Annotated in this window: 18 protein-coding genes, 1 tRNA gene and 1 pseudogene; 5 read left to right on the top strand and 15 right to left on the bottom strand. The window is 71.6% G+C overall.

Annotated features, from left to right (window positions below):
* The first annotated feature begins 76 nt into the window (after positions 1-76).
* Positions 77-958, top strand: a complete 882-nt coding sequence (locus FS769_RS17055) for a MarR family winged helix-turn-helix transcriptional regulator (protein WP_144831436.1) — start codon at positions 77-79, stop codon at positions 956-958.
* An 88-nt stretch (positions 959-1,046) separates the two neighbouring features.
* Here FS769_RS17055 and dcd read toward each other — a convergent pair whose 3' ends face one another.
* Positions 1,047-1,652, bottom strand: a complete 606-nt coding sequence (dcd, locus tag FS769_RS07405) for a dCTP deaminase (RefSeq protein ID WP_144831433.1) — start codon at positions 1,650-1,652, stop codon at positions 1,047-1,049.
* 257 nt (positions 1,653-1,909) lie between these two features.
* On the opposite strand from dcd, the gene FS769_RS07400 reads away from it, so the two are divergent.
* Positions 1,910-1,980 (top strand) — tRNA-Gly (locus FS769_RS07400).
* A gap of 282 nt (positions 1,981-2,262) precedes the next feature.
* The gene (locus tag FS769_RS07395) at positions 2,263-4,200 is read left to right on the top strand and encodes an exo-alpha-sialidase (protein WP_144831430.1); all 1,938 of its coding nucleotides are present in this window, start codon (positions 2,263-2,265) and stop codon (positions 4,198-4,200) included.
* Positions 4,201-4,255: 55 nt separating this feature from the next.
* Here FS769_RS07395 and FS769_RS07390 read toward each other — a convergent pair whose 3' ends face one another.
* The 10 genes and pseudogenes from FS769_RS07390 to FS769_RS07345 all read right to left on the bottom strand — a co-directional run bounded on the left by FS769_RS07390 (position 4,256) and on the right by FS769_RS07345 (position 15,368).
* A complete protein-coding gene (locus FS769_RS07390) occupies positions 4,256-5,410 on the bottom strand; it encodes an N-acetylglucosamine-6-phosphate deacetylase (RefSeq protein WP_144831427.1) in 1,155 nt (384 codons plus the stop codon).
* Positions 5,407-6,351, bottom strand: a complete 945-nt coding sequence (locus tag FS769_RS07385; protein ID WP_186325451.1) for a DUF4862 family protein — start codon at positions 6,349-6,351, stop codon at positions 5,407-5,409. Before FS769_RS07385 ends, FS769_RS07390 begins: the two co-directional genes overlap by 4 nt.
* Positions 6,348-7,124 carry a glucosamine-6-phosphate deaminase gene (gene nagB / locus FS769_RS07380; RefSeq protein WP_144831421.1) on the bottom strand — a complete coding sequence of 259 codons (777 nt, stop codon included), beginning with the start codon at positions 7,122-7,124 and terminating at the stop codon, positions 6,348-6,350. Before nagB ends, FS769_RS07385 begins: the two co-directional genes overlap by 4 nt.
* A gap of 98 nt (positions 7,125-7,222) precedes the next feature.
* Positions 7,223-7,882, bottom strand: a pseudogene (locus tag FS769_RS07375) (N-acetylmannosamine-6-phosphate 2-epimerase); the annotation flags it as partial.
* A 128-nt stretch (positions 7,883-8,010) separates the two neighbouring features.
* Complete coding sequence (locus tag FS769_RS07370; RefSeq protein WP_144831414.1) at positions 8,011-8,955, bottom strand: ROK family protein; 945 nt, start codon at positions 8,953-8,955, stop codon at positions 8,011-8,013.
* Positions 8,955-9,902, bottom strand: coding sequence for a dihydrodipicolinate synthase family protein (locus tag FS769_RS07365; protein WP_144831411.1), 948 nt, complete (start codon positions 9,900-9,902; stop codon positions 8,955-8,957). The genes FS769_RS07370 and FS769_RS07365 overlap by 1 nt, the downstream gene beginning before the upstream one ends.
* Before the next feature lie 22 nt (positions 9,903-9,924).
* On the bottom strand, positions 9,925-10,716 hold the full coding sequence (locus tag FS769_RS07360) for an ABC transporter ATP-binding protein (protein WP_144831408.1): 792 nt from the start codon (positions 10,714-10,716) through the stop codon (positions 9,925-9,927).
* Positions 10,713-12,749, bottom strand: coding sequence for a dipeptide/oligopeptide/nickel ABC transporter permease/ATP-binding protein (locus FS769_RS07355; protein ID WP_144831406.1), 2,037 nt, complete (start codon positions 12,747-12,749; stop codon positions 10,713-10,715). The genes FS769_RS07360 and FS769_RS07355 overlap by 4 nt, the downstream gene beginning before the upstream one ends.
* Positions 12,750-12,753: 4 nt before the next feature.
* Entirely contained in the window at positions 12,754-13,659 is a 906-nt protein-coding gene (locus FS769_RS07350) for an ABC transporter permease (RefSeq protein WP_396652412.1), read from the bottom strand.
* Between the two features lie 110 nt (positions 13,660-13,769).
* On the bottom strand, positions 13,770-15,368 hold the full coding sequence (locus tag FS769_RS07345) for an ABC transporter substrate-binding protein (RefSeq protein WP_144831400.1): 1,599 nt from the start codon (positions 15,366-15,368) through the stop codon (positions 13,770-13,772).
* Between the two features lie 167 nt (positions 15,369-15,535).
* On the opposite strand from FS769_RS07345, the gene FS769_RS07340 reads away from it, so the two are divergent.
* Complete coding sequence (locus tag FS769_RS07340) at positions 15,536-16,231, top strand: FadR/GntR family transcriptional regulator (protein WP_144831397.1); 696 nt, start codon at positions 15,536-15,538, stop codon at positions 16,229-16,231.
* A gap of 5 nt (positions 16,232-16,236) precedes the next feature.
* Here the strand turns inward: FS769_RS07340 and FS769_RS07335 are convergent, their stop codons facing one another.
* The 4 genes from FS769_RS07335 to FS769_RS07320 form a co-directional block, all read right to left on the bottom strand.
* Complete coding sequence (locus FS769_RS07335; RefSeq protein ID WP_144831394.1) at positions 16,237-16,782, bottom strand: cysteine hydrolase family protein; 546 nt, start codon at positions 16,780-16,782, stop codon at positions 16,237-16,239.
* A 62-nt stretch (positions 16,783-16,844) separates the two neighbouring features.
* Positions 16,845-17,156: a hypothetical protein gene (locus FS769_RS07330; RefSeq protein WP_144831391.1), complete on the bottom strand. Its 312-nt coding sequence runs from the start codon at positions 17,154-17,156 to the stop codon at positions 16,845-16,847.
* Positions 17,157-17,225: 69 nt separating this feature from the next.
* Complete coding sequence (locus tag FS769_RS07325) at positions 17,226-17,636, bottom strand: MFS transporter permease (RefSeq protein ID WP_144831388.1); 411 nt, start codon at positions 17,634-17,636, stop codon at positions 17,226-17,228.
* Positions 17,637-17,836: 200 nt separating this feature from the next.
* The gene (locus tag FS769_RS07320) at positions 17,837-18,319 is read right to left on the bottom strand and encodes an Asp23/Gls24 family envelope stress response protein (protein WP_144831385.1); all 483 of its coding nucleotides are present in this window, start codon (positions 18,317-18,319) and stop codon (positions 17,837-17,839) included.
* Between the two features lie 316 nt (positions 18,320-18,635).
* Between FS769_RS07320 and aqpZ the strand changes: the two genes are divergently transcribed.
* Positions 18,636-19,454 (top strand): aquaporin Z, encoded by an 819-nt coding sequence (aqpZ, locus tag FS769_RS07315; protein ID WP_144831382.1) that lies wholly within the window; start codon positions 18,636-18,638, stop codon positions 19,452-19,454.
* Positions 19,455-19,572 lie beyond the last annotated feature (118 nt).

Below are 19,572 nucleotides of genomic sequence, written 5' to 3'. Positions count from 1 at the left end.
GGGAATACATGTCACAGTACATCCGTTGTCACATGACATGCATCGGCGGAACTCCCGCCCACGAAAGGACACCCTGATGAACACCTCCACACCTCTGGATCCCCGCAGCCTCGCCCATCGCCTCACGACGGTCGGTCACGCGCTGCATCACCGCTTGTTCGCGCAGCTGCGCGACAGCGACCTGCACCCCAAGACCGTCTTCCTCCTGCGGGCCATCGACGGCCGCATCGACGCCCCCTGGGTCGCCGAGCGCCTCGCCCGCGGAGGCAAGCGCGTCTCCGCCCTCGCCGATCGCGGATGGATCACCTCCACCGACGACGGCTGGGCGCTCACCGACGAGGGCCGCGCGGTCCTCGACCGGCTGGACGCCGACCGTTCGGCGCTGCTCGCCGACGTCCCGGCCGACGACCTCGAGCGTCTCGTCGCAGCCCTCGACACCCTCGAAGGTGCACTGGGCCTCGACGCGGAGTCGGGTGACGACCGCGGGCCCCGTGGCTTCGGCCCCGGGTTCGGTCCGCGCGGCGGCTTCGGTCCGGCGTTCGGCCCGCGCGGCGGCTTCGGACCCTTCGGTCCGGGCATGCGCCGCGGCTTCGACCCCGACGCGCGCGGTTTCGACCGCGATGCTGACGGCGAGGGCCGTCACGGACACGGCGGACCCCGCGCGCACGACGGCGACGCCGAGCACGCCCGCGGCGAGCGCGGCCCCCGCCACGGCCACGGCTTCGGCCCCGACTTCGGTCACGGCCACGGGCGCGGGCGCGGCGAGCGCGGTCACGGGTTCGGCCCGGGCTTCGGCCACGGTCGCGGACACGGCGACGGCGAGCGCGGTCACGGCCGCGGACACCGGGCGGCTCAGCGCGCCTACGAGCGCGGCTTCGACGCCGGGTTCAGCCGCGGGCGCGAGTCCACGGCATCCGGCACCCCCTCCGACTCGGGGCGCGGCCCGGTCGCGGAGTGATCCGCGAGAAACCGCTCAGGCGGGTGAGACACGGCGTGAGAGGCCGGGTCTCACCCGCCTCGGCGCGTCTGGGGGCGGATGCCAGCGCTCAGCGTCCCGCGGATCCGGCGTCGGTCGAGCCGACGTCGGTGCGGTGGAAGTTCAGCGCCGAGCGCGACGCGGTCGGACCGCGCTGACCCTGGTAGCGGTTGCCGTAGGGGCCCGAGCCGTACGGGTTCTCGGCCGGCGAGGTGAGGCGGAAGTAGCAGACCTGGCCGATCTTCATTCCGGGCCACAGCTTGATCGGCAGGGTCGCGACGTTCGACAGCTCGAGGGTGACGTGTCCCGAGAAGCCGGGGTCGATGAAGCCTGCGGTCGAGTGGGTCAGAAGGCCCAGCCGCCCGAGCGACGACTTGCCCTCGAGACGGGCGGCGATGTCGTCGGGCAGCGTCACGCGCTCGAAGGTCGATCCGAGTGCGAACTCCCCCGGGTGAAGGATGAACGGCTCGTCCGGGTCGACCTCGATCAGACGGGTGAGCTCGGGCTGATCCTCGGCCGGATCGATGAAGGGGTACTTGTGGTTGTCGAACAACCGGAAGTAGCGGTCGAGCCGTACGTCGACGCTCGAGGGCTGGACCATGGCCGGGTCGAAGGGCTCGAGGCCGAGGCGCTTCGCGTCGAGTTCGGTCCGGATGTCGCGATCGGAGAGCAGCACGCCCACAGCCTACGGGCGGGGCCCGCGCTCGCGCTGTCGGGTTTCACCCCGCTTGCGCCGCATCGACATGACCGGCATTCGTCTCGCGTGTGGCGCGCGAGGACGTATCCGTTCGCCGAGAACGCATGCCGTTGCACGCAAGGGAATGCGCGCTCGACGAACGGGTGCGGTTTCGCCGGCGGAGGCGGTTTCGGGGGCGGATGCCGAGGGATGCGACCACGACGCTGTTATGCTGGCCGGGCTGCCGCAAGGCGCACGGGGCTGTAGTTCAATGGCAGAACTTCTGCTTCCCAAGCAGATAGCGCGGGTTCGATTCCCGTCAGCCCCTCAGAAGGCCCGACTCACCGCCATCGGCGGTGTGGCGGGCCTTTCGCGTGGGTGCCGTAGGAACCGGAACCGCAGCGGGTGGGCCCACGCCGCCAGAGGCTCCGCGCGCTGCGCAGCGGCGCGTGGAGAGGCGGTGGGGACGATTCCCGTCAGCCCCTTCGAAGCCGTCACGCGAGACAGCGACGAGCGCGATTCGCGCCGATCCCTTGCCCCGGCATCTACGATCCGCCTATCTTTGGACATCTGACCTCTGATGTCAGTTCCCCAACGAAAGGCGTCGACGATGAAGCCCGCCCTCCTCCCCCTCCTTCGCACCCGCAGAGCCCTCTGCATCGGCGCCACGATCGGCGCGCTGCTGGCCGCAGCGTTCGTGGCGCCGGCGCACGCGGCATCCGGAAACCCGACCGACCCCACGGCGGCACCGGGGTCGTACAGCGCCCAGAACCTCGCCGCCGACCGCACCTCGGCGAACTTCTTCTACCGGATCCCCGCGCTCACGCACCTCGGGGACGGTGTCGTCCTCGCCGCGTGGGACGCGCGTCCGGGCAGCGCGGCGGACGCTCCGAACCCCAACTCGATCGTGCAGCGGCGCTCCACCGACAACGGCGCGACCTGGGGCCCGCAGACGGTCATCGCCGCGGGCAAGGCGGCAGACGCGTCAGGGCCGAAGTTCGGGTACTCCGACCCCAGCTACGTGACCGACCGCGAGACCGGCCGGGTCTTCGCGTTCTTCGTGTACTCGAAGGACGTGAGCTTCCAGAGCAGCGGCTACGGCAACAACGACAGCGACCGCAACATCCTGAGCTCCGCCGTCGCGCACTCCGACGACGGCGGGGTCACCTGGAGCGCCCCGCGACTCATCACGAACGTGACCAAGCCCGCGGTCGGCGGCTCCTCCAGCCCTGTCGCCGGTGACATCAAGGGCACGTTCGCGACCTCGGGCGAGGGCATCCAGCTGCGGTACGGGTCGCACGCGGGCCGCCTGATCCAGCAGTACGCCGGCACTGTGCTGCAGTCGAACGGATCGACCGCGATCCAGGCTTACTCGGTGTACTCCGACGACCACGGAGCGAGCTGGATCAAGGGCGCGAACGTCGGCACGGGCATGGACGAGAACAAGGTCGTCGAACTCTCGGACGGCCGCGTGATGCTCAACTCGCGCGACAGCGCGAACGGGCGCCTGCGCAAGACCGCGATCTCGACCGACGGCGGCGCCACGTTCGGTGCGGTGACGGCTGACGCCGAACTGCCCGACCCGACCAACAATGCCTCGATCATCCGGCTGCACCCCGACGCCCCGGCGGGTTCGGCCGACGCGAAGAAGCTCGTCTTCACGAACGCGAACAACGGCGCGAACGGAGACCGCGTGAACGGCGCGGTACGGGTGTCGTGCGACGACGGCCAGACGTGGCCCGGCCTGCGCAGCCTCACGACCGGGTTCTTCGCCTACTCGAGCGCCACGGTCCTCGACGCCGGACGACTCGGCGTGCTGTGGGAGCGCAGCTACACCAACGACATGCAGCTGTCGACGTTCGACGAGGCCTGGCTGAACTACGCGTGCGCTCCCCTGTCGGCACCCGCGCAGACGGTGCAGCCGGGGCAGACCCTGCAGGTACCGGTCACGGTGACGAACCAGGAGTCCACGGCGCTGTCGGGGACCGTGACCCTCACTCCGCCGAGCGGGTGGACGGCCGGCAGCACCGCCGTGTCGACCCTGGCCGCGGGCGCGTCGCGGACGGTGAACGTCAGCCTCACCGCGGCATCCGGCGCCGCGGGGGCGCAGAGCATCCCCGCCGTGTTCACCGCGAGCGACGGCCGGGTGAGCCAGACCGCCGTCTCCGTCACCGCCCCGGCCGCCGCGCTGACCGCCACGATCACGGGCGCCCGCGCCGACGGCTCGCGCAACCTCGCGACCTCGCCGTATCAGGTGGGCGAGCAGGTGCCCTACACGTTCCGCGTGCAGAACACGTCGTCGGCGACGATCACCGTCACCCCGACCAGCGGGGACTTCTCGCCGTTCCTGCCGCCGAACGCGGGCAACTGCCGCTGGACGAACCTCGCCGCGAACGCCGCCTACAGCTGCACCACCCCGCGGCACACCGTGACGCAAGCCGACCTCGACCGCGGCTACTTCGTCGCCGACACCGTCTGGTCGCTGTCGGCCTCGGGAGCGACCACGCGCTCGATCTCGGTGACGGGCGGACAGGTCGCCGTCCGCTGACGCGCATACGCGAATCGCCCCCGGCGCTGGTCGGGGGCGATTCGTCGTCTCGGAGTCAGGAGAGGCGGATGCCGTCGCGCCAGACGGCGACCGGCTCGAGGTCCTCGCTCCACAGCACGGCGTCGCCGCGGCATCCGGGCTGCAAGAGCCCCAGGTCGTCGCGCCCAATCGCGCCCGCGGGCACGCGGGTCGCCGCGGCGACGGCGTCGACGAGGGGGACGCCCGCTGCCACGACGCCACGCACCGCGCGGTCGAGGGTGAGGGTCGAACCGGCGATCGTGTCGGTGTCGCGCAGGCGCGCGATCCCGCCCGAGACGGTCACCGCGAGGTCGCCGAGCCGGTAGTCGCCGTCGGGGGAACCGGCGGCCGCCATGGCGTCGCTGACGAGGGCGATGCGGCCGGGGGCCGCGCGGAAGAGCGGGGCGAATAGCGACGGGTCGACGTGGGTGCCGTCGGCGATGAGCTCGAGGGTCATGGCCTCGTCGGCGAGGGCGGCACCCACCCGCCCCGGGGCGCGATGGTGCAATGGCGGCATGGCGTTGAACGCGTGCGTGAGCAGGGTCGCCCCGGCCGCGATCGCCCGGCGGGTCGTCGCGGTGTCGGCTCCCGTGTGCCCGACCGCGACGCGCACCCCCGCCGCGACGAACGCCCGGATGAGGTCGAGGGCGCCCGGAAGCTCGGGCGCGATCGTGATCTGCACGAGGGTCCCGGCGGCGGTCAGGCGCTCGACGTCGAGGGAGGCCGGATTCCGCAGCGCCCAGGGGGCGTGCGCGCCGCGGTGGTCGACGTCGAGACAGGGGCCCTCGAGATGGATGCCGAGGAGCCCGGGCCGGGCGGCGGCGCTCAGCCCACCGATGGTGTGCTCGAGGGCGAGCGGCGCTGCGCTCACGAGCGAGGCGACCACCCGCGTGACGCCGTGAGCCGCGTGCACCCCGAGGATGCGGTCGACCGCGGCCGCGGCATCCGGATCCTCGAAGGCGGAGCCGCCCCCACCGTGGGCGTGGATGTCGACGAGGCCGGGGGTCACGAGAGCCCCGGGACCGGCCACCTCTCGGGCGTCGACGACGTCGACGGCTGCCGAGACCACCGCGGGCGGCGGATCCCCCGCCCCGGCCTCGTGTACGAGGCCGTCGGCGAGGTGCACCCAGCCACGGTCGATCTCGGCGGAGGCACCGGTGACGACGCGGGCGTCGCGCAGGAGCAGGCTCATGCCGCGGTCGGCGTGGGGGCGGATGCCGCGGTCCGGAGCATCGCGCCCAGGTTCGCCGCGACCGTGCCGAGCACGTCGACGGAATTGCGGTCGTCGGGGTGACGGCTCACCTTGAGGCCGAGGCGGTCGACCGCGCCGGCGGCGCCCAGGGCGTCGACCGCGGCGGGGCAGGTCAGCAGCGACCGCGAGGAGGGATCGACCTCAGCGAAGGGAAGGTGCGCGTCGGCCCAGGCGGCTCCGTACGGCCCGTCGACGGCTGCGGCTCCCGACAGGGAGAGCCCCGCCAGCAGGCCCGATGACTCCGCCCGCGCGATCTGCGCGCTGACCGCCGCGGGGTCGCGGGTCTCGATGAGCGACCGACCCCAGTTCATCCACACCCCGACGGGGGCGCCGCTCGCGCGGATCGCGTCGATCTCGGCATCCACCGACAAGAAGCCCTTCTCGAAGGGGTGCACCCCGGTGTCGGCGTCGCAGTGCTCGATCACGAGCCGGGCGCCCGCGAAATCCCACGCGGCGAGCTCGTCGAGCGCGGATCTCAGGGCCTCCACCGAGCCGCCCCCGCGCGGCGCGGAGTGGAGCATGACGGTGGTAACCCGCGCGCGGCTGCGCTCCGCGAGTCGATGGACGTCGCCGCGGACGCGCTGGAGGTCGTTGAGGGCAGCCCGCCGACCGGCGTCGTCGGGCGAGGCCAGACCGTACCCGGGCATGGCGGCGCAGCGGCCCATCACCCAGGGCAGGGGCGTGACCGCCAGCTCGATCGCCGGCAGCTCGCGCAGGAACCACTCCTCGTCGTGGGGATGGATGCCGCCGAGCCACGGCACCTCGAGACCGGAGACCTCGGGCAGGGCGCACAGCCCCGCCATGAGCTCGCCCTCGAGGTGCGGGTCCCACGCGCGGAACGCCGGGGATGCCGCGTAGGCGCTGACCAGGACGGGGGTCACTGGACCAGCGACCGGTGCGCGCGGGTGTCGCGGTAGTAGTCGGAGAGCTCGAGCTGCGATGCGGCCGCCTCGTCGACGAACACCGTCACGTCCGGGTGGTGCTGCAGCACGGTGCCTGGCCAGCGCGCCGACACGGCGCCCTCGACGAGCTGGGCGACGGCCGGCGCCTTCGCCTCTCCCGTCGCCACGAGCACGATGCGTCGCGCCTCGAGGATCGTGCCGAGTCCCTGCGTGAGGCAGTGGCGAGGCACGGCGTCGAGGTCGCCGTCGAAGAACCGCGCGTTGTCGAGACGCGTCTGCGCGGTGAGGGTCTTCACGCGGGTGCGCGAGGCGAGCGAGGATCCGGGCTCGTTGAAGGCGATGTGCCCGTCGGTGCCGATGCCGAGGATCTGCAGGTCGATGCCGCCGGCATCGCGCATCTCGTGCTCGTACCGCCGACACGCCGCGTCGAGGTCGTCGGCGTCGCCGTCGGGTCCGCGGACGGCCGCGGGGTCGATGTCGACGCGGGCGACGAATTCCTCGCGGATCACGGCGTCGTAGCGCGCCGGGTGTCCGGCGGGCAGGCCGACGTACTCGTCGAGGGTGAAGGCACGCGCTCGAGCGAGCGAGAGCTCGCCCGCGGAGACCCGGCGGCCCAGGGCTTCGTAGACCCGCAGGGGGCTCGAGCCGGTCGCGACACCGAGGACGGTCTCGGGGGCGGATGCCACGAGGGCGGCGATCTCGTCGGCGATGAGGTCGCCGATCTCGTCGGGGGTGGTGATGACGACTTCCATCAGTTCTTCTTCTCTCTCGCGGAGACATCGCGCTCGGAGACATCGCGCTCGGAGACATCGCGCACGGAGGTGTCGCGCGCCGGGGTCCCGCCCGCCGGGGCGCCGAGCGCCTGGACAAACCACGAGGTCAGGGTGGAGGGGTGGGTGATCGCGGTGCCGACGCACACGGCGAAGGCTCCGGCATGCTTCGCGCGGCGGGCGTCGGCCGGGGTGTGGATGCGCCCCTCGGCGACGACGGGTCGCGTGCAGGCGGCCACCACGGCGGCGATCAGGTCGATGTCGGGGCCCGCGGTCTTCGGACGCTCGCCCGTGTACCCCGACAGGGTGGTGCCGAGGAGGTCGGCTCCCGCAGCCTCCGCGGCGAGCGCGTCGTCGAGCGAGCCGCAGTCGGCCATCACGAGCACGTCGTGCGCGGCCTTGAGCTCGGCGATCGTCTCGGCCAGGGTGCGCCCGTCGGGCCGGGTGCGGCGCGTGCCGTCGATCGCGACGATGTGCGCTCCGGCCTCGGCGACGGCGCGCGCGTGAGCGAGGGTCGGGGTGATGAACACGTCGTCATCGCCGTCCTTCCACAGACCCACGACGGGCACGCCGACGTCGCTCGCCGCACGGATGTCGTCCAGGCCCTGCAGGCGCACGCCCGCGGCGCCGCCGACGACCGCCGCGCGGGCGATCTGCGCCATCGTGCGGGGGTCGCGCATCGGCTCGCCGGGGTAGGCCTGGCACGACACGATCAGCCCGTCGCGCAGGGTCTCGAGCAGGCCGGTCGTGCCGAGCTCGGCGCGCGAGCCGCCGCGCGGGTCGGTGCTGCGCGGGTCGGTGCCGCGGGAGTCGGTGCTGTGCGGGTCGGTGCTGCGCGGGCCCGTGGCGTGCGCTTCGGTGCCGGCGCTCATGCCGCCACCGCCACGTCGGCCCACGCGGAGGCCGCGGCCCCGCGCAGGGGAGCGTCGGCGCCCAGCGCGCCGGGGCGCACCGGAACGGCCGCGAGCGCGTCGATGACGCTCGCGCGGAACGCGGCCTCCATCGGGTGCCACCACACCGGACCGATGTCGGCGACCCCGCCAGTGACCACGATGACTTCGGGGTCGAGCAGGGTCGCCGCCCCCGCGAGAGCCCGGCCCACGGCCGCGGCCGCATCGGCGATCGCGCGACCTGCGGTGAGATCGTCGGCCGCACGGGCCGCGACCGCACGGGTGTCGGCGACGGCGGGGTCACCCCCGAGCCAGCGGTAGTGCCGCAGCAGGCCGAGGCCTCCGCCGATCGCCTCGAGGTGCCCCATCCGCCCGCAGGGGCAGCGCAGGTGCTCGGCTCCCGGGGTGGGCATGTGGGCGATCTCGCCCGCGACGTGGTGCGCGCCGTTCCAGGACCGGCCGTCGATGACGACTCCGCCGCCGACCCCGGTGCCCACGGCGACCGTCAGCAGGCTCGACGCCTCGCGGCCGGCGCCGAAACGGTACTCGCCCAGCGCGTGCGCATCGACGTCGTTCTGCACCGAGATGGGAGCCGACGCTTCGAGGTGATCGCCGAGGGCTGCGCGCAGGGCGGAGCGCAGCGGCATCCCGACCCATCCCCTCAGGGTGTCGGTGGCCGAGACGATCGTGCCGGTCGAGGTGTCGACCACGCCGGCCGTGCCCACGCCGACGCCGCGGAGCGAGGCGCCGTGCCGTTCGGCGAGAGACGTGGCCAAAGCCGCCACGAGGCCGACGATCGCCGCCCCGCCCACGCGGCCGGGGGTCGTCGCCGTCGCCCGGTCGACGATCTCGCCGCGGGGGTCGACGAGGGCGACGGTCGTCTTCGTTCCGCCGATGTCGACGGCGGCGACGGCGTCGGCCATCACGCGACCGCGACGGGGAGGACTCCGGCGCGTGAGAGCACCTCGCGCACGGATGCCACGGCGTCGGCGTCGAGGCTCTCGACGGTGTCGGCCATGAAGGCCTCGTCGATCAGCCCGCGCGCGGCCATCGCGGCCTTGAACGCGCCCACGCCGGTGGCGTCGCCCGAGAGCCCGCGCGGCTGGAACACGATGTCGAAGATGCGGTTGAGGCGCTCCTGCTCGGCACGGGCGGTGTCCCAGTCGCCGCGCTCGGCGGCATCCCACAGGCGTACGTATCCCTCCGCCTCGACGTTCGCCAGACCCGGCACGACGCCGTCGGCACCCGCGAGGGCCATCGCGTCGACGACCACCTCGTGGCCGGTGAGCAGCTGCAGGGGGCGACCGACCTCGGCGTTGGCGGCGACCAGGCGGCGGAAGCCCACGTCATCGCCCGAGGAGTCCTTCACACCGTGCACGACGCCGTCGGCGGCGAGCTCGAGCAGCAGGGCGAGGGGCAGCTTCGTGTGCACGCGCACGGGCACGTCGTAGGCCCACAGCGGCGCGTCGATCTTCGCGGCGATCGCGCGGAAGTGACCGGCGATCTCGGTCGGAGAGTTCAGCGTGTACAGCGGGGCGGTCGTGACGATCGCGTCGACGCCCTCGGCGGTGAGCCGGCGGGCGGTCTCGGTGATGCGCGGAGCGGTGAGCTCGATCGCGCCCGCGATGATCGGCACGCGACCGGCGGTGGCGCTGACGATCGTGCGGACGATCTCGACGCGCTGGTCGTCGGTGAAGTAGGCGGTCTCGCCCGTCGAGCCGAGGGCGAACAGGCCGCGGACGCCGGCGGAGATGAGGTGGTCGACGAGACGCTCGAGCGAGGCGTGGTCGATCGAGCGATCGGCGCGCAGGGGGGTGGCGACGGGAGGGACGACGCCGGAGAAGCGGGTCGTGGAGGACGAGTGGCTCATGAGGGGATCCGTGTTTCTGTGGTCAGGCGAGCAGCGAAGGCGCGGCGCCCAGCAGCGAGCGGGTGTAGGGGTCGGCGGGGGCGTCGAAGACGTCGGCGGCGGAGCCGAACTCGACGACGCGGCCCTTGTGCATGACGGCGATCTCGTCGGAGAGGTAGCGCACCGTCTGGATGTCGTGCGAGATGAAGACCATGCCCAGGCCCAGATCGCGCTTGAGGTCGGTGAGCAGGTTGAGGATCTGTGCGCGCACCGACACGTCGAGCGCCGAGGTGGGCTCGTCGGCGACGATCACCTGCGGGTTGAGGGCGAGGGCGCGGGCGATCGCGACGCGCTGGCGCTGACCGCCCGAGAGCTGGCCGGGCAGGGCGTCGAGCGCCGAGGTGGGCAGCCCGACCAGGCCGATCAGCTCCTTCACGCGCTTCTGCCGCTCGTTCGGGCTGCCGATGCGGTGCACCTGCATGGGATCGAGCAGCGCATCGCGCACGGTCATGCGGGCGTTCAAAGCCGTCGCCGGGTCTTGGAAGACCACCGACAGGATGCCGCCGAGCTCGCGCCGCACCCGGGTGGAGAAGTCGCGCACCGGTCGACCGGCGAACACCACCTCTCCCGAGGTCGGCTTCTCGAGGCCGATCAGCACCTTCGCGGCCGTGGACTTGCCCGAGCCCGACTCGCCGACGATGCCGAGGGTCGATCCGCGGTGCACCGCGAGGGAGACGCCGGCGAGGGCGTCGACGTAGCTCTTGCGGAACAGTCCCGACTGACGGGTCGAGAAGCGCACGTGCACGTCTCTCAGTTCGATGACGGGATCGGTCATCGCACACCTCCTACGGGGGCGACGGGCGCATCGTCGGGATGCGCGGCGTAGTAGTGGTCGGTACCGTCCACCCGGCGGCGCACGGGGCTGACGCCGCGACCGCGCTCCGGATTCGACGACCGCGGGGCGAAGCGGTCGCCCTTCGGGAAGTCGCGCGGCGAGGGCACGGTGCCCGGCACCTGGTGCAGACGGTCGGAGCCGGACTCGATCGAGAGCACCGATCCGAGCAGTCCCCGGGTGTACTCGTGCAGGGGCTGCACGAGCAGATCGTGCGTGGGCGCCTGCTCGACCACCTGGCCGGCGTACATGACGGTGATGCGGTGCGCGAGCTCGGCCACCAGGGCCAGGTCGTGCGAGACGAACACCATCGCGAAGCCGAGCTCTTCGCGCAGCCGGTTCAGCAGCTCGACGACCTGCGCCTGCACCGTGACGTCGAGCGCGGTGGTCGGCTCGTCGGCGATCACGAGGCGCGGGTTGCGGGTGAGCGCCATCGCGATGAGCACGCGCTGACGTTGACCGCCCGAGAGCTCGTGCGGGTACGACGCGAGCGTACGCTCGGGGTCGAGTCCCACCAGTCGCAGCAGGTCTTCGGCGCTGCGGGTGCCGCCGCGCGAGGTGAGCTGCTTCATCTGCGAGCGGATGAGCATCGCCGGGTTCAGCGAGCTGAGCGCGTCCTGGTAGATCATCGCGATGTCGTGGCCGCGTAGAGCGTTGCGCTCGCCCGGCGTCATCGTCAGCAGGTCCTTGCCGTCGAAGAGGATCTGACCCGCGATGCGCGCCTTCGGGTCGAGCAGACCCATGATCGCGAGCGAGGTGATCGACTTGCCGCAGCCCGACTCGCCCACCAGCGCCATCGTCTCTCCGGGGCGGACCGTGAACGACACGTCGTCGACGACGTTCACGTCGCCGTGACGGGGGAATCCGATCGAGAGGTTCCGCACCTCGAGCAGGGGCGCGGCGTCGGAGCGGAAGGGCATCCGCTCGCCGCGCTCGAGTTCTCGTTCGCGCAGGTCGTCGAGCCGACGGTCGAGTGCGGCCGTCGCCGCGAGGGAGGTGCCGGCCGTGACCCTTTCCTCGAGCGGATCGACGGGCTGCGCCTCGACGTCATCGGGGCCGGGGGCCTCCGCCTTCTCGAGGTCGGTCGTCGCCTCGTCGGTGGAGGCGGCGTCGGCGGTGATCTTGCGTGCTCTCGGCGAGACCATGGCATCCGTCAGTCCCTCGGACACGATGTTGAGGCACAGCACCGTCAGCATGATCAGGATGCCGGGGAAGAACGTCGCCCACCACGCGCCCGCCATCAGCAGGTTGCGGCCGGCGGCGATCACGTTGCCCCACGAGGGCTCGGGATCGGGCACGCCCGCCTGCAGGAACGACAGCGACGCCTCGAAGACGATCGCATCGGCCACGAGGACGGTCGCGAACACGAGCACGGGTGCCAGGGTGTTGCGGGCGACGTGCTTGACGATGATGCGGGGCGTCGAGGATCCGATCACCCGGACGGCCGACACGTAGTCCTCGCCGTACTGGTCGAGGATGTTGGCGCGCACGATGCGCGTCAGCTGCGGCACGTACAGGAAGGCGATCGTCAGGATCAGCACGGGGAGCGATCGACCGAACACGGCCACGAACACCGCGGCGAGGGCGATGCCGGGGAACGACATGATGACGTCCATGACGCGCATCAGCGTCTCGGCGATGAGGCGGGGAGCGGTCGCGGCGATCGTGCCGAGCACCGCCGCGGCGACGAGAGCCGCGATGGTGGCGCCCAGTCCGATCGAGAGCGAGTAGCGCGCGCCGTAGACCAGGCGCGAGAAGATGTCGCGGCCCTGGCGGTCGGTGCCGAAGAAGTGCTCCGGCCCGGGCGGCTGCACAGCCGGCCCCGACGCGAGCGGGTCGTAGGGCGCCACGAGGGGCGCGAAGACGGCCACGAGCGCGATGACCGCGATGACGGCGAGGCAGATGGTGGTGCCGATCGGGAGGCGGCCGAACCGCAGCCCGGGGAGCGACAAGCGCTCGGTCAATGTGCGACGCATGGGGTTACACCGCCCGGATTCGGGGATTGATGAGGACGTAGAGCAGGTCGACGACGATGTTGATGACGACGAAGGCGAGGGCGACGGCCAGGGTCACGCCCTGGACGAGATTCGGCTCGTTGTTGGTCACGCCGTTGAGGATGAGGGTGCCCATGCCGGGGATGGCGAAGATGACCTCGATCACCACGGCCCCGCCGAGCAGGTAGCCGATGCGCAGACCCAGCACGGTCACGGGGGTGATCAGCGCGTTGCGCAGCACGTTGCGCGCGACGACGATGACGCGCGGAATCCCGGCGCCGAGCGCGGTGCGGACGTAGTCGCGGTCGAGCTCCTCGACCATCGAGGTGCGCACGACGCGCGAGAGCTGTCCGATGACGGGGATCGCCAGAGCGACGGCGGGCAGGGTCATGCGGGCGACCCATCCCCCGGGATCGTCGAGGAAGTTCGGAAGGGGACCGGATGCCGGCAGCAGACGCAACTGCAGGGTGAACAGCTGGATCATGAGGATGGCCAGCCAGAACGACGGCGTGGACAGGGCCGAGACGCTGATCACGCGGATGAGCTGGTCGGGCCACCGGTCGCGGTAGACCGCCGCGAGCACGCCGAGCACGAACGCCAGCACGACGGCGATGGCGAGGCCGAAGAAGGTGAGTGACAACGTCACGGGGAACGCACGGGCCACCTCGTCGCCCACCGGCAGCGATCGCGCCGAGTACGTGCCGAGGTCTCCGCGCAGGAGCCCGAGCAGGAAAGCGACGTAGCGCACGAACAGCGGATCGTTCAGACCGTTGGCGTCGCGGTACGCCTCGAGGGCATCCGGGGAGGCGGTCTCGCCCAGCGCATTGCGCGCCGGGTCGACCGGGGAGAAGGACATCACGAAGAAGACGAGGAACGTGATGCCGAGGATCATCAGCGGCAGTTGCAGCAGCCGGCGGCCGATGAGGCGGAGCGTGTGCGACACGGACCGCTCCTTCCTGAGCGGGGAGGGGTGGGGGCGCGCAGGGCGCGCCCCCACCGGGATCACTGGGCGGCGACGCCCACGTCGAGGAACGACAGGCCGGTCGTGGGGACCGGCTGGAAGCCGACGAGCTGCTGACCGTTCCAGGCGGTGGGCAGCTTGCGGTGGAACAGCGGGTAGAGGACGGCCTGGTCGGCGAGCAGGTCGAACGCCTTGTTCCACGTCTGCTGCTGCTCGTCGCCGGTCTGCTGCACGGCCTGGTCGAGAAGGCCCTGGAGCTCGGCGTACTCGGGCTGGTCCGCGAAGTGCGTGCGCTTCTGCGTCCACACGTTGGCGCCGTACCACCAGTTCATGAGCAGGTCGGGGTCGCTGCCGAAGACCGAGGGGTCGCCGGGCGCGATCATGGCGGTGTACTCGCCCGCGTCGACCTTCGCGTACTGCGCAGAGGACTGACCGATGTCGAGCGTGACGTTCACGCCCACGGCATCCAGGGACTCCTTGATCAGGGGCGCGACCTCTTTGACCCAGCCGGTGTCGGTCGACAGCAGGGTGATCGAAAGGTTCTGAGCGCCGGCCTCGGCGAGCAGCTCCTTCGCCTTGTCGGGGTCGTAGGAGTAGACGGTCGAGGCCTCGTGATAGTTCGCGTACCCCTCGGGCAGGAACGAGGTCGCCGCGGTGGCGTTGCCGAGCATGCCGGTCGCGATGATCTTGTCCATGTCGAGGGCGTAGTGGAACGCCTGACGCACGCGCACGTCGTCGAACGGTGCCGCCTGGGTGTTGAACATCATGAACAGCAGGCCGAACGACTGGACGCTCTCGACGTCGGCAGTGGATGCCAGCCCGTCGGCGTCGATATAGGGCACGTCCTCCATGGCCTGGATCGTGCCGGACGACATCGCCGTCACCCGCGCGGCGGAGTCGGAGAGCAGGTTCCAGTTCATCCCGGCGGCCTTCGCGGGACGCGGGCCGTTGTAGCCGTCGTACTTCGCGAAGACGATCTTGTCTTCGGGAACGGCCGAGACCAGCGAGTACGGGCCCGAGCCGACGGGGGTCTTGCCGAACGCCTCGGCCCCCTCGCTCTCGACCAGCGCCTTGGGGACGATCTTGACGATGCCGAGCCGCTCGTTGAGCAGCGAGAACGGGTACTTGGTGGTGATCTCGACCGTGTCGGCGTCGACCGCGGTCACCGACTGGATGAAGTCGACGTAGGAAGTGAACAGCGATCCGTTCGCCGGGTCGAGCACCCGCTGGTAGCTGAAGACGACGTCGTCGGCGGTGACGGGCTCGCCGTTCTGGAACGTCGCGCCCTCGCGCAGGTCGATGTCGTAGGTCGTGTCGTCCTTCTGCACCGGCAGGTCGGCGGCGAGCGCGGCATAGGGCTGCTTGGTGACGGGATCGAGGTCGACCAGACCCTCGAAGATGTGCCAGTTGGCGGCGACCGTGACGGCGCCCGAGGCGACCATCGGGTCGAAGCTGCCGTTGAGCGAGTACGAGATGCCGGCCTCGATGGTGGCGTTCGGGTCGATCGGGGCATCGGTCGCAGTGTCGGCGGCGGGGGTGCCGCCCGCGCCGCACCCGGCGAGCGCGACGCTGGCCACGACCGCGCCGGCGAGCAGCGCGGTCGCCCGGCGCGTGCGTCGGCGCAGGGGGTTTCGGAACATGGTCACTCCTGTGTGGATGGTTCGGGCGTCGTGAGGACATCTGACGTCTGACGCACTATACTCACGAATGTCGGCGAAACACAAAGCCGAATCGAAGCCGCCCTCGGGCGGTGCCTTTCAGGGGGATGGAGCACCGAATGGTCATGGCCGACCGAAACGCGTCGCGCATGCGCAGGTCAACGACAGCGGATCAGATCAAGCAGTTGATCCTCACCCGCGACCTCAAGCCCGGCGACCTGCTCCCGACGGAAGCGGAGCTGTGCGAGACCCTCGGCGTCTCCCGGTCGTCCGTCCGCGAGGCGATGCGCACCCTTGCGACGCTCGACATCGTCGAGGTGCGTTACGGCCACGGCACGTTCGTCGGAGGCATGTCACTCGACCCCATGGTCGAAGCACTGGTCTTCCGCGGCGTTCTCTCGCCCGACGGCTCGATGGAGGCCCTACGCGAGGTCGTCGAGGTGCGCGTCGCCCTGGATCTCGCTCTCGCCGAGCTGGTCGTCGAGCGGACCCATGCGGGCGAGGCGGATGCCGACGCCCTTCGGGCCCTGGTCGCCGAGATGGTGCAGCGCGCCGAGCGTGGCGAGAGCTTCCTCGAGGCGGACCGCGCGTTCCACACCAAGCTCTTCGCCGCCACCGGCAACCGCCTGGCCGAGCAGCTGGTGGGGGCCTTCTGGGACGTGCACACCGCGGTCATCCCGCTGCTCGAGATCCCGATGCCCGACGACATCCGGCAGACGGCCGTCGCGCACGGGGAGATGCTCGACGCCGCACTCGCGGGCGACGTCGAGGCCTACCGCCGCGCGGTCGTGGCCCACTACGGACCACTCCAGCGCTCGCTGGCTGCGGAGGCTTCTCGACGCTGAGCGACTCACGCCGCGGCGACGACCTCCGCGCTCGTCACGATCGTCGCCCCGGCGCCCGCCAGCGCGGCGACGAACGCCGCGTGCACGGTCGCACCGTCGACGTCGGTTCCGCCGTACGACAGGTCGGGTGCGGCGCACGCGTCGGCCACCACCGACACGTAGTAGCCGAGGTCGATGGCGGCGCGGACCGTGGCATCGACGCACATGCTCGTCATCATGCCGACCACGAGCACGGGGCGCTCGCCCAGCCCCTGCAGCCGGTCGTGCAGGTCGGTGCCGACGAACGAGTTGGGGGCGTGCTTGACGATCACGGCCTCCTCGCCGATCGGGGCGACGCGGTCGTCGATCTCGGCGCCGGGCGTGCCGACCTCGAGGAAGCCGCCGCCTTCGGGGCTCTCGTGGCGCACGTGGATCACGGGGTCGCCCTGGTCGCGCTGATGGGCGAGCACCGCGGAGGCCGCCTCGGCCGCGGCATCCGGACCGACGAGGGGATGCCGACCACCGGGGAAGTAGTCGCGCTGGATGTCGATGATGACGAGCACGGGGTTCATGGGTCACGCCTCTCCGCGCCGATGCGGCACGTTGTCCAGTCGATCAGCCGGCGCGGTGGGCGTCAATCCACCCGCGCCGCCCGCCGCGACACCGACGTGTTGTGCAGGATGATCGCGAGTGTCGCCGGGGCGAACGCCGCCAGCAACGGCAACGCCCCCCAGTAGCCCGCGAGGGGCGCGATGCCCCACGACACTGAGAACACGATGAAGAGCATGCCCGCGACGCGCAGCGAGATGCTGGCCGCACGTCGGTTCGACGGATTGCGTTCCCACGGGAACCGCTCGTCGGGAGCGGCGGTCGTCACGACCAGCACCGACGCCAGCCAGAGGGTCGCCCCGATGAACAGGGCGGTGATCCACAACGCGACGGCCATCGCTCCAGGCAACCCCGTGCCGAGGCGAACCGCAACCGGTCGCGACCGATTCGCGCAGACCTGTCCCGCTTACGAGGGGAGCAGACCCGACAGCCGGCCCCACAGGTCGCCGATGATCGGCCCGATGTCGGCGGCGCGGTCGGCCGACCCCACGGCCACGGCCACGAGGGGGAACACCGTCACCGCGAGGGCGACCAGCACAGCCAGCACGCTCCACACCCACGCGGCGGCGGGCCGGCGGCGGGTGAGGGCGAGCAGCAGCGCACCCGCCACGAGCAGGACACCCAGCAGCGTCACGCCCGTGACGCTCAACACGGGGAAGGGCACGAGTCCCGCCGTGCTGGCGGTGGTGGCGGCGAGGAGTCCCGTCAGCGGCAGGAAGAGCCCGAGCGCGATCAGCACGACGACGACCAGGCCCACACCGGTGGCGATGTAGACGCCGCGCGGGCGACAAACGAAGACACGGCTCGACGTCTTCACGACAGGCCTCCTTCGCTGCGCGTCCAGCGCGCGGGGCGTGCGGTCGCGGCATCCGGGATCAGAAGCGACGGGAAAGACGGGTCGATCATGTCGAGTCCTTTCGATCGGCGAGGTCGGTGACGGGCGCGCGGGGCGAACCCGAGAAGAGGGAGGGGGCGGATGCCGTGGCCTGGCGGCCGGACGACTCCGCCCCCGAGGGGTCAGTGGACGCGCGACTCGTCGTCGTCGTCCTCGTCGCCCGGCACGTGCACGTCGTCGACGGCCACGTCGACCTCGACCACGTCGAGTCCGACGATGCGCTCGACCGATCCGGCCACGCGGGCGCGCACCTGGTCGGCGACCTCCTGGATCTGCGCGCCGTACTCCACGACGATCGTGACGTCGACGGCGGCCTGGGTCTCGGCCACCTCGACCTTGACGCCCTGCGTCAGGTCAGTGGCGTTGACGGCGTCGCGGATCGCGCCGAACGCTCGGGCTCCACCACCACCGAGGGCGTACACACCGGTGACCTCGCGGGCCGCGATGCCGGCGACCTTCGCGACGACGCCGTCGGCGATCGTGGTGGTGCCCTCGGTGCGCTCCTCGGGGCCGCGACCGCCGAGCGGACGGTTCACGCGGGAGGCGGCGCGGGGGACGTTGCGCGCAGCGGGGGTGTCGGTGGGGGCGGGGGTGTTCTCAGCCATGGCGGTTCCTTTCGAGCATGACGACCCGGGGATCCGAGGCGACGATTTCGCTTACACAGATCAGACGTACCGGGTGCCCGATACGTCACGCGGGGGTTGCACGGCGCTCGCGTGTGTGCATCGAACTGAATAGGCTTACGGTGTATATCCCAGCGCTGGCGCGACGGTCAAGACCGCGACCATCGCGCCGCGGGCGGTCATCGTGGTCGTGTGGCAGTGGCGCGCGGAAGAGAAATCCGCGCGTGACGAATCCCTGGCTGGCCACGTCCACAACGCGATGCCGGTGCACCGCCGGCCACGGAAGGAGCGCCCGGTCATGGGTAAGAAGAAGATCGAAAAACGAAACGAACCGGTCGCCGTCGAGGACTCGACGGTCGAGCAACGCGCCCAGCACGCCCCGCAGTGGTCGTCACTGGCTCGCTACGCCGCCGAGTTCTTCGGAACCTTCCTGCTCGTGCTGGGCGGAGTCGGCACGGCGCTGTTCGCCGCCAACTTCCCGAGCGCCGACGACAACCAAGCGGGCGTCGGATTCCTCGGCGTCGCTCTGGCGTTCGGTCTGACGCTCGTCGCCGGGATCGCCGCGGTCGGCCACATCTCCGGCGGACACTTCAACCCGGCGGTGACGCTGGGTCTGCTCATCGCCGGCCGCACCGACGCCCGTCACGTGCCCGGCTACCTGCTCTCGCAGCTGCTCGGCGGCGTCGTCGCCACGAGCGTGCTCGCGCTCGTGCTCTCGGGCAAGGACGGCGCGTTCGCCGCGGCGCAGTCGTCGGGCTTCGCTTCGAACGGCTTCGGCGAGGGCAGCCCGGGCGGCTACGGCCTGCCCTCCGTCTTCGTCGTCGAGGCCGTGCTGACGGGTGTGTTCGTCGCCGTCATCCTCTCGATCACCGCGAAGAAGGAGTACGTCACCTCCGCCCCCATCGGCATCGGCCTGACGCTCACGCTGATCCACCTCATCAGCATCCCGATCTCGAACACCTCGGTGAACCCGGCGCGCTCGATCGCGACGGCCGTGTACGGCGGCGCGCTGCCCGTGTCGCAGCTATGGGTGTTCATCGTCGCGCCGATCGTCGGCGCAGCGGTGGCGGGGCTCATCGTGCGCGCGCTCGGGCGACGGGTCGTCCAGGCCGCGTGAGCCGGATGACGACTCTGAACGCGGCGGTAGGCTCGGGTCTAGCCCACGGATGCGGCATCGCGCAAGCAGACCCGAGCCTGCCCCCTCGACGCGTCACCATGGATACCCACACCATCGG

Source organism: Microbacterium sp. BH-3-3-3, from assembly GCF_007679045.1.
Classification (GTDB): Bacteria; Actinomycetota; Actinomycetes; order Actinomycetales; family Microbacteriaceae; genus Microbacterium; species Microbacterium algihabitans.
This window is presented reverse-complemented; position numbering and strand designations above follow the sequence as displayed.